The organism is Castellaniella sp. (genome assembly GCF_041677825.1).
Lineage (GTDB): Bacteria > Pseudomonadota > Gammaproteobacteria > Burkholderiales > Burkholderiaceae_B > Castellaniella.
The window spans coordinates 41,650-55,548 of record NZ_JBAYPG010000016.1 but is presented as its reverse complement, the minus strand read 5'-3'; the positions used below and the strand labels follow the sequence as shown (position 1 = coordinate 55,548).

Below are 13,899 nucleotides of genomic sequence, written 5' to 3'. Positions count from 1 at the left end.
TGATGAGGCTTGTGGCATCATGGCGAACGGCTTAATCTGCCATGAATTGACTTATTGCAAGCGCAAGATGGCGTTCCACATCACCACCACAACCAGCTAAAAACACCATACGGAGACATCTCATGTTCCCTTCCCGCATCCCCGCACGCTTTGGGCGTGTACTACCGGCCCTGGCGCTGGGCCTGGCCGTTTCACTGGGCGTTGGCGCCGCGGCCCACGCCGCGCCGCAGGTGATCAAGATCGGCTGGACGACGGCCGACAGCCCGTCGGATCCGTATGCGATCACGGCGCATTATTTTGCCGAAGAGCTGGAAAAGGCAGCACCGGGGCAGTTCAAGGTGCAGTTCTATGGCGGTCACCAGCTGGGTGACGAGATGCAAATGTTGCAGGGCCTGCAGCTGGGTACGCTGGACATGGGCGTGATCACCGGCACGGTGATCGGCAATATCCTGCCGTCGTACCAGCTCAATGACCTGCCGTTCCTGTATGCCTCGAACGAGCAGGCGCACCAGGTGCTGGACGGCAAGGCGGGCGAGATCATGGCCGAGGACCTCAAGGCCAAGAAGGTGACCAACCTGGGCTTTGCCGAGGCGGGCTTCCGGCACGTGATCAACAATACGCGGCCGATTGAAACACCGGATGACCTGAAGGGCATCCGCCTGCGCGTGCAGCCCAGCGACATGTTCATCGACAGCTTTCGCGCGCTGGGGGCCAATCCGGTGCCGCTGCCCTGGGGCGATGCCTTCACTGCGGTGCAGCAGGGCACCATCGATGGCCTGGAGATCCCGCTGGCGGTGATCTACGCCAACAAGTTCCCCGAGGTCACCAAGCATCTGTCGCTTACGCGGCACAGCTACAACGCGCTGGCGCTGCTCATGTCCGACCGCAGCCTGGGCAAGCTGGATGCGGCCACGCAGGACCTGGTGCGCGCGGCGGCGCGGGCGGCGATCGAGCGCCAGCGGGCCACCATGGCGGTCAGTGATGCCGAGATCCTGGACAAGATCCGGGCGGCCGGCATGCAGGTGAACGAGGTACCAGACCTGGGCATCTTCCGCGACAAGGAAGGCGCGGTGTACGACAAGTATCGCGACGCCATCGGCGCGCCGGTGCTGGATGCCGCACTGGGCCAGTAAACGCCGGACCATGCCGCATCGGGTCATGCCGCGCCGGGCCATGTCATGCTGGATCCGTCCACGCCCGCCGAGTTCCGAAGGTCGGCGCGCATGATGGCCACCCTCACGCGCAGGCTGGTGCAGGCAGTCGCGGCGCTCACCGTGCTGGGGGGCGCGGTCATCGTGGCCAGCCTGATCACCGGGGTGTTCTTTCGCTATGTGGTGCAGAGCGCTCTGTCGTGGACGGACGAGGTGGCGATGTTCTGCTTTTCCTGGACGGTGCTGCTGGCGGCCGCGCTGCTGGTGCACGAGTCGGGCCACGTGCGCGTCGAGCTGATCGAGGCCTGCCTGCCGCCGCCCGCCTTGCGTCTGCTGCGCGCGCTGATCCAGGTCCTGATCCTGGTCACGGGCGCGTACATGGTCTGGACAGGCTGGGATTTCATGCAGATGACGGTGGGGCAGACGGCGCCGGCCACGCGCTATCCCATCTGGGTGCGCAACCTGGCGCTGCCGGTGGCCGGGGCGCTGATCGTGGTCTTCAGCCTGCTCAACCTGCGCAGCACCCTGTGGCCGCAGCGGCCATCCACGCCATGAGCGATCGGGCCCCATCGTGAGTTTTCTGGCGCTCTTTCTCGGGCTGGGGCTGGTGATCCTGCTGGTCCTGGGTGTGCCCATCGCCTTCACGCTGTCCATCCTCACGCTGGGCGGGCTGTACATCACCGATACCAACCCGATCATTTTTGCCCAGCAGCTGATGGCCGGCACGGACGTGAACAGCCTGCTGGCCATCCCAGGGTTCATCCTGGCGGGCGACCTGATGGGGGCGGGCGGCCTGTCGCGCCGCCTGGTGCGCTTTGCCTCGGCGCTCTTTGGCCACCTGACCGGCGGGCTGAGCATCGCCACGGTGCTGGCGGGCACGTTCTTTGGCGCCATCTCGGGCTCGGCCCCGGCCACTACGGCGGCGGTGGGCTCGATCATGATCGACGAGCTCGAAAAAGAAGGCTACCGGCGCGACTACGCCGCCGCGCTGTCCACCGCCGTGGGGCCCCTGGGCCAGATGATCCCGCCGTCCATCCCCATGGTCATCTGGGGCGTGCTGGCCGAGCAATCCATCGCCAAACTGTTTCTGGCCGGCGTGGTGCCCGGGCTGATCGCCTCGGCCGGCTTCATCCTGGTCAGTATCCATCATGCCCGGCGCAACGGCATCAAGCCCCACCGGCGCGCCACCGGGCGCGAGCTGCTGCGCGCCACGCGCGACGGCTTCTGGGCCCTGATGGCGCCGGTCATCATCCTGGGCGGCATCTATGGCGGCGTGTTCACCCCCACCGAAGCCTCGATGGTGGGGGTGGTGTACGGCTTGGTGGCCGGGGTCTTCATCTACCGCGAGCTGAACTGGCCTACCCTGTACGAGGCCGTGCTGCGCAGCCTGAAGATGAGCGGCATGATCGTCTTCATCATCGCCACCGCCTACGGCTACGCCTACCTGATCGCCGATGAGCAGATCCCGCAGCAGATCGTCGACAGCCTGCTTGCGCTCACGCACAATCCCATCGTGATCCTGCTGCTCATCAACGTCTTTCTGCTGATCCTGGGCGCCGTGATGGACAACGTGTCGGCCATGGTGATCCTGAGCGGCGTGCTGACCGGCATCGGCCAGATGATCGGCATGGACCCCATCCAGCTGGGCGCCATGGTGGTGATCAACTTCGCCGTGGGCATGGTCACCCCGCCCGTGGGCTATTCCATCTTCGTCGCCTCGGCCATCAGCCACCTGAAGATCGAGGACATCGCCCGGCGGCTCGGGCCCTTCATGCTGGTGTTCGTTGCCGTCATCCTGCTGGTCACGTACGTGCCCGCCGTCACCACCTGGTTGCCCGGCCTCATGGGCTGAGCCGCCAGTTCATCCACCCCGCCACCAAAGAGCGCCGCCCATGTCCACCCCCGACCCAGCCGACGAGCCCGATATCCCCGACCCCGACGACCCTGAATTCGACATCGAATTGCCGGATATCCCCGGCCCGATGGACGAACCCAGCCGCCCCCGACTCCGGCTGCCCGCCGGCAGCTGCGATGCCCACGCGCACATCTTCGGGCCGGCCGGCCGCTTTCCCTACAGCCGCACGCGCGACTACACTCCGCACGATGTCTCGCGCGTGCGCTACGCGAGCCTGCTGCACCACCTGGGCTTCCAGCGCGCCGTGCTGGTGCAGCCCAGCGTGTACGGCACCGACAACCGCTGCATGCTCACCGCCCTGGCGGCCGCGAATGAAGACCCCCTGGGCATCACGTGGCGCGGCATCGCCGTGGCCGATCACTCGGTCACCGATGAAGAACTGCTTACCTGGCACACCCTGGGCGTGCGCGGCCTGCGCCTGAACCTGCTGTTTCGCGGCGCCGACGTGGACTTCGAACAGATCAGCGACCTGGCCGACCGCATCTCGCACCTGGGCTGGCACCTGCAGATCCTGATGGACATCAGCAGTGTCGAACACTTTGCCGACACGCTGGCCGAACTGCCGGTGGACGTGGTGTTCGATCACATGGGGCACTTCGGCGCCTGGCTGGGCGTCGAGCACCCGTCATTTCGTGAACTGCTCGCCCTGATGCAGGAAGGCCGCTGCTGGGTCAAGCTCAGCGGCCCCAAACGCATCTCGGCCTACCCGATGCCGCCCTTCGTGGATGTGGTACCGATCGCGTACCACCTGCTGGCCGTGGCCCCCAACCGCGTGGTGTTCGGCACCGACTGGCCGCATGTCAGGGTGGGCCAGTTCGTACCAGATGACGGAATGCTGGTGGATGAACTGCGCCGCTGGGTGGATGATGACGATGAACTGTGGCACCAGGTGCTGGTGGACAATCCTGCGGAATTGTATGGGTTTGGGGGCAGCACTTCCTGATCTGTAAAGGAGGTGCTTGTGTGCGCCTTCGCATCCGCCCACCCGTGCATATGGCTTGGGGGTCGCAGTTGAAAATGCTGAAAATATACGAAAAAGAAGCACTTCGTATTCAATTCAGAAAAACGCATGGCGCATGTCGGCAGCTCATTTTCCAGTGGCTGGTATAAGATGTTACGGCGTATGGATTTCGGCCCGCTGATGGATAATGAATATATCTGGATGAAACAAAATACATTCGAATATATCAAACCGTTTGGGTGTCGTACCATGCCTCACATCGTTAAATTCGCTGCAGAAGGAAAGCGCCATGTCATTAGATGTTTCAAGAATCAAGACCATTACCATAGACTCGTACAGCACATTGCTGGATGTCGATAGCGCAGCCGGGCCGCTGCGAGAAAAGATCGACAATGCCGACGAGGTTGCAAAGCTGTGGCGGTACGAGTCGCTCGTCTATGGCATGTTGTGCAATTTCTACGGTACGTATGAAAGCTTCTACGAGCTGAATCGCCACGCCCTGAGATATTCGCTCAAGGTGCATCAGATCGACCTGCCAGAAGAGGAAATCAATGACATTCTTTCGATCTACCACGATCTGAAGGTATTCGATGATGTCAGAGATGGCGTGAAGGCGCTGCGGGACCTTGGATACCCGGTGTACGTCCTGTCGAACGGCGACCCGGCCATGCTGAAGTCACTGGTGAAAATTGCCCGCATCGACGACATCATCAACGATTACATCAGCGTAGAAGAAATACATCAATACAAGCCAGCCAAGGAACTCTACCTGCATGGCGCAAAGCGCGCCGCCACGGCACCCGAGAACATCGTGCACATCAGTGCCGGCTGGTTCGATTTCGCCGGGGCGCAACAGGCCGGCATGCAGGGCATCTGGATGAACCGGAAAGATGAAATACCGAGAATCTTCGGACCAAAGCCGGATCTGGTCGTCAGAGGGTTTGCGGAAGTCGTCGAACTTCTGAAAAAAGCCTGAATTCTCAGGCGTCATGCAAGATTCATGGAGTGAGATGATGAACAAATTGATTACAGCGGGCATGCTGAGCAGCCTGCTTCTGGCCACTGGCTTGGCACATGCTGCCAATGAATCAGAAAACGGCGCGCAGGCCGTTGCACCCGAAGTCATCACCATCGGGGTGATGGCTGAAATGTCCGGCATCTACAAGGATTTTGAAGGCCCGGGCACCGTTGTTGCGGCGCAAATGGCCATTGATGACTTTGGCGGCAAGGTTCTGGATGTACCGATCAAGCTGATTTCTGCCGATTATCAGAACAAGCCCGAAGTTGCATTATCCATCGCCCGGAGATGGATAGACCTGGACAAGGTCGACATGATGACCTCGCTCAGTAACTCGGCGGTCGGCATCGGCGTGCAGAAGCTCGCATCTGATAAGGACACGATTACCATCAATGTGGGCTCGGGTACCACCAAGCTTGCCGAGATCGACTGCACCAAATACGGTATTCAGTATGCCTACAATACCTACGCCATCGCCTCCGGCCTGGCATCCGGGGTCATGAAGACAGGTGGCGATACGTGGTTTTTCATTACGGCAGATTATGCGTACGGAAAATCGATGGAGCAGGACGCCCGCAACATCATCGAAAAATCCGGTGGCCATGTCGTGGGAAGCGTCAAGGTGCCATTGGGTACGACCGATTTTTCGTCCTATCTCCTGCAGGCCCAAGCGTCCGGTGCAAAGGTCGTGGCCCTGGCCAATGGCGGCCAGGATTTCGTGAATTCGCTGAAACAGGCGAAAGAATTCCAGATCGACAAGGGTCAGCAACTGGTTGGGACAGTGGTCTTCATTACAGATGCGAAATCCCTCGGCAAAGAAATCGCATCCGGCCTGACCTTTACAAGCCCATGGTACTGGAACATCACAGACGAGGCCGAGCAGTGGTCACGCAGGTTCTACGACAAACATGGGGCCATGCCGACATTCATCCAGGGTGGTGTATATTCCGCCGTCAGTTCGTATCTGAAGGCCGTTGAGCAGGCGGGTACGAATGAACCCGAAGCCGTGCGGAAAGTCCTGGGTGAAATGGAAATCAATGACATGTACATGAAGGGCGGAAAGATCATGCCCAACGGTCTCAATTTCCATGAAATGTATCTTGTGCGGGTCAAGGACAATCCCAGTGAAGAATGGGATTTGTTCGAAACCGTGACAGCCGTGCCTGCAGGCGAAGCCTTCAAGGCGTATCAGGATAGTGAGTGCCCGTTGGTCGCTGGCTGATCACCAGGGTTTTGTACGTGCCTGTGGCTTGACGGATCTTGTACTTGTTTATTTCCGTCCGTCAAGCCGTTTCGGTATATTGTGCGCTGTACTGTCCTTCGAACGGATCGGCCGCTCGATCGCACCGAAATGTCTTGTCGGCCAATCTTATATTATTGACTTTGGCGAAATCGGTAACTATGCCATGTTTTTTATGCAGGTCGCGAAAAATAATGATCATCGTCCCCGGCGGAGATGCCGCTGCGAGTGAGCGAGGGCATGGAAAAATGGCGTACCGGAGTGCTGCTACACGGTGCTCTCTATATGGCCGAGTTTCGCAAATTTGAGCCATGGCTGCATGAAGTGTATGGGCAGCCTAACCCGTGGTGTAAAGCCTGTGACACCTGCCTCGTTTCTGGTAACGCAGCGCCATCAGATCAGTAAGTATTCCTCAATGGACCGTTCACTACAACACTGTCATAAGTTTTGCGTGGCGATTGATTTTTCGCTTGACATGTAATTCGACGTCGAAAATCACATTACCTCATCATATACTTCCTGACTAAGTCGTCTTGAATAGTCTATATTCAGTTTCAGTCCGCCGGATTTATTCCGATAAACCCTTGTTTGGAACTTGGTTTAAATAGACATTGGAGAATTTTCCAAAAATTGTTCATTAATGAAAAAATTTTCGATATGCCATTTATATAAATTAGACTGCTATGGTTCGGCTAGAGTCCTTATGCAGAAAACTTTCTATCCTGACTCTATTTTTATACATAGGAGCATAAAGGATGATTTTCGTGCTAATAAAAAATTAAATGTAAGAAATTTATGGTTGATACTTGCAGATAGCAATGTAAAAACAATAGTATTTCATGCGCAGACATCACTGCCTTATTTGGTCTTTTGTGTCTTGATAAAACGGCTGTATGGTTTAGATCGTATATTAATATATGATGTGCATGATTTGATCGAATGGCGTGGATTCATTAGTTTAAAGATTGCCATCAGGTATGTAATATACAAAAACTTGGAAAGATTTATATTTAAACTAAAAAAGGTCAAGAAGTTTACAGTATCAGATGGCCTGGCGGTGGTTTTACAGCGGAATTACGGTGATAAACCGGTTGTAATAAAAAATATTGCGATACAAGATTATTTAGAAAACAAAAATTCAAGATACTCGGATACGGTGATATATTTTGGTACCCCGGGGCACGCACCCGCTCACTTATTTGACATTATGCTAAGCCATGGCATTAATATACATCTTTACGGTAGGGGGATTACCAATGAATGGCTGCGTAAGTACATCGCGTGTTTGAAAGATAAAAATCTGCGAGGAGATATCAAGGTAATGGGTGAATATGATCCAAAAGACATGTCGTTTCTATATCGTTACAAAGTCTTGGTTTTTTGTCCCATACACCAATCACTAAACTATAAGTATTCCCTCCCTACTAAGGTATTCCAAGCCATCAGTCATGGGCTAAGTGTTGTAACGACCAGTTATTTCGAAGACATTATCATGCAATTCAAGAGGGTGAATAATTGTGTATATGTGGCGACTAACGGCGATGTGGTGAGTGCTATAAAGATGGCTTTAGATGGTTGGAGCGTAGGAAGTAATAATCCTAAATGGAAAATAGTTGAGAAAATATTTAATGAAACAAGGGATCGATACCTAGAAAATGTCAGCCCCCTCGAAGCGAGTCGTAATTAGTATAGCTGGCATTTAATTAGGTTATTGAATATCCGTGTCTGTGATCTGCGCTTGCTTTATAATTTCGCCTGCCCAGTAGGGTTATATGTATACACAAGAATAATTTGCGGAAAATTGGCAGTGTACGAGATCTGGTTCTGGCAACGAATTATCAGCCCGCATATGGCTGGTTTGGCTGCGTCACTTGCACGTAACGGACGTAAGGTAATCTATATTGTCGAACAATCAATGAGTAAGGATCGTCGTGAGTTAGGTTGGCAGGTTCCGAAATTTGATGGCATTGACTTGCGATATGTAACTACCGCTGTCGAGGTAAAAAAAGAAGTCGAAAGTGCTCCTCTCGACTCTATCCATATCTGCCAGGGACTACGTGCCAATGGGCTAATAGGCCAAGCGCAGCGCTTGCTTGATAGCCGTGGACTTCAGCAGTGGGCGATTATGGAGACGATTGATGAGACAGGCTTGCGTGGATGCGTGAAGCGAGGAGTCTATCGGGCTTTATTATATTACTGGCGTAGCCGGCTATCTGGAATCTTGGCCATAGGCGTACGAATGCCAAGATGGTTTGAAGAACGTGGGTTTCCGTACGATAAGATATTCCCTTTCGCATATTTTCTACCAGAGCCTATTGCTCTAGAGATACCGTCACGAACAAATCATCGCTACAGAATATTATTTGTCGGTCAATTGATTGAGCGAAAAAGATTGGATCTCCTTATTTGCGCTCTGGGTGAGCTGCTTCGGCGTGGCTTTGTAAATTTCTCACTTCAGGTAGTAGGTAGTGGTGTTTTGGCACAGAGCTTACAAGCGCATGCGGCAAAGGTGCTTGGGGAACGACTAGAGTGGACTGGACAGTTACCCATGTCAGATATACAAAAACTGATGGCCAGGGCGGATGTGCTTGTGTTGCCAAGCAGGCACGACGGGTGGGGTGCTGTGGTCTCGGAAGCGATGATGGTCGGTACCCCGGCGATTGTGTCCAGATCCTGCGGCTGCGCTGGCGTTGTTGAGGCAAGTGGGTTTGGTAGTGTATTCAAAACCGGAAAAGCCTTAGAACTTGCGGGACTGCTAGAGCAACATGTGACTCAGGGATGTATTCAGCAGCATGATCGTCACGTTTTGCGGTCTTGGTCTGTATGTCTTGGTGCTGACGTCGGAGCAGACTATCTCGAGAGTATTCTAATGTACCGGAATGGAGGTGCTGCACGACCCGAGCCACCTTGGTGCAACAACCAAGCTGCATTCAATCGGCGCAATTAGACTGCCCGTGCCACCGGGCAGCAAATCATATCTCTTAATTTGGAAAGTTATGACAATTGGCACATCAGGAAATGTTAATAAAATTTAATATTCAAAACATGATTGCTTATTTCGTGATAATAGTGATATTGTTGTTGTCGCTCTTTCTTGTTAACGGTGCGAATATTTTGTTCGCTACGTTGATATATATATACCTGATATACAGATCAAATTCGTACTCATCAATCAATATGATGTTTCTGGTTGGTTTTTCTGTATATATGTATTTTCCAGTGTTGGTGAATAATTATTTATTTGGAACAAGCTTTACCTTATATTATCTTAGTTCTCTAGTTTCACTCTATTTTCTAAATAATACATCAGACCTCACATATATATCATACAATTATCATTCCAGAAAAGCCAATAAACTAAATTTGAAAGTCTATTTGCTTATAGCTGTGTCGTTGGTCGTCGCGGGTTTGTATACTACATGGGCAGCGTATTTTCTTCCTGCTTCGGTAATGTATTTTGCGATATGTATGATACCTGGAAGACTGCTGCACAACGTCATGCTGGCAGTCATACAGTTTCTTGTGTTTGCTGCATATTATACGCTTGCCTGGGGTGGTTTTGGAAGAACAGTAATATTTGGTGCAATGATTACGTGCTTTCTGTATTTTTTATATGTCAATAACATAAAGGTACAGAAGGTGTATTTCACTCTCGTCCCAATTCTCGGGGCGACGCTAATATCGGGGAACAGGAAGGAGTTGTCATGGGCTATCGATATATCTAGTGTGGCGCAAGATTCTGCAGTAGGACCATATAGACTGGCAAGTACGTTCATGGAGCACGCAGATCAGTTTGGAATCGATGTCAGCGGATTTCTGGATCAGGTGGTGTTCACATTATTGTCATTTGTTCCGCGAGTATGGTGGCCAACTAAACCCTTTGGCTTTGGTTTCGAGTATGTTGTTCGAAATATGGATGATTATTTGACCTTAGCTGGTCATTCAATAGCTGCAACTCTAGTAGGCGAGCATCTTTATTATTTAGGTTCGTTTGGTGTAGTGACAGCACTCATAATGGTGCATTTAGTTGCGAAATTATGCAAATGGGTATCCAATTGGCAATTTTTTGACGGCTATGGCATAGTCCTGCTGGCAGCCAACATGATGGTTCTGGTGTGGGGGGGCATGACATCATTTTCTACCAGAATGCTGATGCCGGTCATAAGTGTATCGCCTATAGTTCTTGTGTACTGGTTCTTCATGATCTATCGCTCTCAGACTAGAATTGTAGGATCTGGGCGCATTACCGGACGTTATTGAATTGTGCGTAATGACGTTCTTCTCCTCGCCGGTTTCTACCTCCCCGGCTATAAAGGCGGTGGCCCCGTAAGAACCATAAAAAACTTGGTCGATTGTCTCAAAACTGAATTCTGTTTTTCTATACTCACTGCCGATCGCGACCTCGGCGAATCAAGTTCATATGCAGGCATAAGCGCGAATCAGTGGATAGATCAGGATGGCGTATTTTTGTGTTACATATCATCAGACTTGTCCTGGCCGCTACGTTTGTGGTGCCTGTTGCGCAAGTATGATGGTGATGCACTGCACCTCAACAGTTTTTTCTCAATTCGCTTCAGTATCGTTCCGCTTTTGATATGGCGTGTCCTGAAACCTCGAAAGCCCATCATCCTCGGTCCGCGTGGGGAGTTTTCCATCGGAGCCCTGGGGCTGAAGTCCTTCAAGAAACGAGTGTTCCTGAAATGCGTCAAGCTCTCGGGCATCTATCGCTCCGTTGTTTGGCATGCCTCTTCCGAATTTGAGGTCGCTGACATACGCAGAACGATCGGTGAAGACGTCAATATACATATTGCAATCGATATCGCCAAACCACCTGATGCAATCGTTCTGGTAAAACGCAATGCTGCGCGGCCTTTGCAGTTGTGTTTCCTCTCACGAATATCGTCCATAAAAAATCTGCTGGGTGCGCTCCAGATGCTGCAGCAGGTGCAATCTCCGGTAACCTTCGTGGCCTACGGCCCCATTGAGGATGCAACATATTGGGTCCAATGTCAGGCAGCCGCCAGTCAACTGCCGAGCCACATACAGTTTGAATACCGGGGGCCACTCCATCCGGCTCAGGTGCCGCAGGCACTCGCTCAGCATGACCTGTTCTTTTTGCCCACCCTGGGCGAGAATTTCGGGCATGTGATCGCCGAGGCGCTGGGTTGCGGGCTGCCGGTGTTGATCAGCGATGCGACACCGTGGCGAAATCTCAGTGCGCAGCGTCTGGGTGCTGATCTCCCGCTGGACGCGCCCGAGCGTTTCGTTGACTTCATCGAGTCCTGCAGTCAGATGCCTGCGGCAGACTATGATGCCTGGCGGCAGGAGATTCGTGCCTGGGCATTGAAGAACATTGGCAATGAAGAGGCGGTGGAGCAAAGCCGTCAGCTGTATCGGAGTGTACTGGCATCATGACGGTTGATTTCACCTCCAGAACATTGCTCATTACCGGCGGTACAGGCTCTTTTGGCCAGGCTGTCCTCAAACGGTTCCTGCACACCGACATCGGTGAGATCCGCATCTTCAGTCGCGATGAAAAGAAACAGGACGATTTGCGCAAGCACTATGACAGCGCGAAGCTGAAGTGCTATATCGGTGACGTGCGTGATCAGCGCAGCGTCGAGCAGGCCATGCGCGGGGTCGATTATGTATTTCACGCGGCGGCCCTCAAGCAGGTGCCATCTTGCGAGTTTCACCCCATGCAGGCAGTGCGTACCAATGTGTTGGGCACCGAAAACGTGCTCGAAGCGGCGGTCGCGGCCGGTGTCCGGCGTGTGGTCTGCCTGAGCACCGATAAGGCGGTGTACCCGATCAATGCCATGGGGATCTCCAAGGCCATGATGGAGAAGGTGATGGTCGCCACCAGTCGCAATCTGGAGGGCACGGGTACGGTGATCTGCGGCACGCGCTACGGCAATGTCATGGCCTCGCGCGGTTCGGTCATCCCCCTGTTCGTGCAGCAGATACTGGCCGGTGTGCCGATCACGGTCACCGATCCGGGCATGACGCGGTTCATGATGACGCTGGCCGATGCCGTGGACTTGGTGCTCTATGCGTTTGAGCACGGCCACAATGGGGATATCTTCGTGCAGAAGGCACCGGCGGCCACCATAGCGACATTGGTGCAGGCCTTGTTGGGCATCCTGCAGCGGCCGGATCATCCCGTACAGGTGATCGGCACGCGCCATGGCGAAAAACTGTACGAAACCCTGCTGGGCCGCGAGGAATTGGCCTGCGCGCAAGACCTGGGGCACTACTACTGCATACCACCTGACGGGCGGGATCTAAACTACGCGAAATTCGTGGAACAGGGCAGGCCGGCACTCACCCAGGTCGCGCGCGGTGAAGACTACAATTCGCACAACACACAGCGGCTCGATGTCCCTGGCATGCAGCACTTGCTGCTGAAACTGCGCGGTATCCAGAAGCTCATGCAGCCGGGGCGGGTGCCCGCGCTGCATGTGGACTTTGACGAAGATTGACGATGCGGATCCTGATCACTGGCGCGGATGGCTTCATAGGCCGCAATCTTCGGCAGCACCTGTCGACGCGCGCGGACATCGAACTCGTGTGCCACACGCGGGCGCAGGGTTACCAGGCGCTGCCGGCCCTGCTGGCTGGCGTGGATGTCGTTTTCCATCTGGCGGGGGTGAACCGGCCGCAGGATCCCGCCGAATTCACGGCGGGCAACGTCGGGTTGACCCGCCAGCTGCTGGCCGCAGCTGAGGCCGAAATGCGGCGCACAGGGCGTTCGATTGAGGTCGTGTATACCTCATCCACTCAGGCCCAGCGCGATAACCCCTATGGGGCCAGCAAGCGTGCGGCCGAGGCCCTGATGCACGAGTACGCGACACGCACACAGGCGCCAGTCCATGTCTTTCGGCTGCCCAACGTGTTTGGCAAGTGGTCTCGGCCCGATTACAACTCGGCCGTGGCCACCTTCTGTTACCGGGTGGCGCGCGGCCAGGCGATCGAGGTGCATGACCCGGATGCAGCGCTTTCGCTGGTCTATGTGGATGATGTCATCGCCGCTTTCCTGGCCCTGATCGATGGTGCGACCTTGCCCACGGACGCGGATGGGTTTGCCCAGGTGCAGCCCGTCTACCCCACCACGGTGGGCGCAGTGGCGGCGGCCATTCGGTCATTTGCCGCCAGCCGCCAGAGCCTGATCACCGAGCGCGTGGGCAGTGGCCTGCTGCGCGCCCTGTACGCCACCTACGTCAGCTTCCTGCCGCCCGCGTCCTTTGCCTACGATCTCGTGCAGCATGCGGACCCGCGCGGCACGTTCGTGGAAATGCTCAAGACGCCCGACTGCGGCCAGTTCTCATTTTTCACGGCCCACCCTGGGGTCACTCGCGGTGGGCATTACCACCATTCCAAGACGGAAAAATTCCTGGTGATCCGGGGCCAGGCGCGTTTCCGCTTTCGCCATATCCTGACAGGCGAGGCCCATGAACTCGTCACCAGCGGCGCGCGGCCGCAGGTCGTCGAGACCGTGCCGGGCTGGACGCATGACATCACCAACGTGGGCTCTGATGAACTGGTGGTGATGCTGTGGGCCAACGAGATCTTCGACCCCACTCGCCCGGACACCTACGCGTGTCCTCTTTGAAG

The 13,899-nt window shown here is 54.9% G+C and carries 12 protein-coding genes; all 12 read left to right on the top strand.

Features of this window, described 5'->3' with window-relative positions; all coding sequences use genetic code 11:
• Positions 1-122 precede the first annotated feature (122 nt).
• The 12 genes from WCY17_RS08320 to WCY17_RS08265 all read left to right on the top strand — a co-directional run bounded on the left by WCY17_RS08320 (position 123) and on the right by WCY17_RS08265 (position 13,897).
• The gene (locus tag WCY17_RS08320) at positions 123-1,133 is read left to right on the top strand and encodes a TRAP transporter substrate-binding protein (RefSeq protein ID WP_372701716.1); all 1,011 of its coding nucleotides are present in this window, start codon (positions 123-125) and stop codon (positions 1,131-1,133) included.
• A gap of 45 nt (positions 1,134-1,178) precedes the next feature.
• Entirely contained in the window at positions 1,179-1,706 is a 528-nt protein-coding gene (locus WCY17_RS08315; protein WP_372701715.1) for a TRAP transporter small permease, read from the top strand.
• Positions 1,707-1,722: 16 nt separating this feature from the next.
• Positions 1,723-3,003 carry a TRAP transporter large permease gene (locus tag WCY17_RS08310; protein ID WP_372701714.1) on the top strand — a complete coding sequence of 427 codons (1,281 nt, stop codon included), beginning with the start codon at positions 1,723-1,725 and terminating at the stop codon, positions 3,001-3,003.
• A 40-nt stretch (positions 3,004-3,043) separates the two neighbouring features.
• Positions 3,044-4,009, top strand: coding sequence for an amidohydrolase family protein (locus WCY17_RS08305; protein WP_372701713.1), 966 nt, complete (start codon positions 3,044-3,046; stop codon positions 4,007-4,009).
• Between the two features lie 307 nt (positions 4,010-4,316).
• Positions 4,317-5,003: a haloacid dehalogenase type II gene (locus WCY17_RS08300; protein WP_372701712.1), complete on the top strand. Its 687-nt coding sequence runs from the start codon at positions 4,317-4,319 to the stop codon at positions 5,001-5,003.
• Between the two features lie 13 nt (positions 5,004-5,016).
• Positions 5,017-6,267 (top strand): ABC transporter substrate-binding protein, encoded by a 1,251-nt coding sequence (locus WCY17_RS08295; RefSeq protein WP_372701711.1) that lies wholly within the window; start codon positions 5,017-5,019, stop codon positions 6,265-6,267.
• Between the two features lie 721 nt (positions 6,268-6,988).
• On the top strand, positions 6,989-7,972 hold the full coding sequence (locus WCY17_RS08290; RefSeq protein ID WP_372701710.1) for a hypothetical protein: 984 nt from the start codon (positions 6,989-6,991) through the stop codon (positions 7,970-7,972).
• Between the two features lie 120 nt (positions 7,973-8,092).
• Positions 8,093-9,232 (top strand): glycosyltransferase family 4 protein, encoded by a 1,140-nt coding sequence (locus WCY17_RS08285; RefSeq protein WP_372701709.1) that lies wholly within the window; start codon positions 8,093-8,095, stop codon positions 9,230-9,232.
• 230 nt (positions 9,233-9,462) lie between these two features.
• Positions 9,463-10,545: a hypothetical protein gene (locus WCY17_RS08280; protein ID WP_372701708.1), complete on the top strand. Its 1,083-nt coding sequence runs from the start codon at positions 9,463-9,465 to the stop codon at positions 10,543-10,545.
• 84 nt (positions 10,546-10,629) lie between these two features.
• Entirely contained in the window at positions 10,630-11,700 is a 1,071-nt protein-coding gene (locus WCY17_RS08275) for a glycosyltransferase family 4 protein (protein WP_372701707.1), read from the top strand.
• Positions 11,697-12,767 (top strand): polysaccharide biosynthesis protein, encoded by a 1,071-nt coding sequence (locus tag WCY17_RS08270; RefSeq protein WP_372701706.1) that lies wholly within the window; start codon positions 11,697-11,699, stop codon positions 12,765-12,767. The genes WCY17_RS08275 and WCY17_RS08270 overlap by 4 nt, the downstream gene beginning before the upstream one ends.
• Before the next feature lie 2 nt (positions 12,768-12,769).
• A complete protein-coding gene (locus tag WCY17_RS08265; RefSeq protein WP_372701705.1) occupies positions 12,770-13,897 on the top strand; it encodes an NAD-dependent epimerase/dehydratase family protein in 1,128 nt (375 codons plus the stop codon).
• The last annotated feature ends 2 nt before the right edge of the window (positions 13,898-13,899 follow it).

Excerpts from the sequence above, each read along its gene's own strand:
- WCY17_RS08315 (WP_372701715.1), top strand. The coding sequence starts at position 1,179 with ATGCTGGATCCGTCCACGCCCGCCGAGTTCCGAAGGTCGGCGCGCATG.
- WCY17_RS08300 (WP_372701712.1), top strand. The coding sequence starts at position 4,317 with ATGTCATTAGATGTTTCAAGAATCAAGACCATTACCATAGACTCGTAC.
- WCY17_RS08295 (WP_372701711.1), top strand. The coding sequence starts at position 5,017 with ATGCAAGATTCATGGAGTGAGATGATGAACAAATTGATTACAGCGGGC.
- WCY17_RS08290 (WP_372701710.1), top strand. The coding sequence starts at position 6,989 with ATGCAGAAAACTTTCTATCCTGACTCTATTTTTATACATAGGAGCATA.
- WCY17_RS08270 (WP_372701706.1), top strand. The coding sequence starts at position 11,697 with ATGACGGTTGATTTCACCTCCAGAACATTGCTCATTACCGGCGGTACA.
- WCY17_RS08265 (WP_372701705.1), top strand. The coding sequence starts at position 12,770 with ATGCGGATCCTGATCACTGGCGCGGATGGCTTCATAGGCCGCAATCTT.
- WCY17_RS08305 (WP_372701713.1), top strand. The coding sequence starts at position 3,044 with ATGTCCACCCCCGACCCAGCCGACGAGCCCGATATCCCCGACCCCGAC.
- WCY17_RS08280 (WP_372701708.1), top strand. The coding sequence starts at position 9,463 with ATGATGTTTCTGGTTGGTTTTTCTGTATATATGTATTTTCCAGTGTTG.
- WCY17_RS08320 (WP_372701716.1), top strand. The coding sequence starts at position 123 with ATGTTCCCTTCCCGCATCCCCGCACGCTTTGGGCGTGTACTACCGGCC.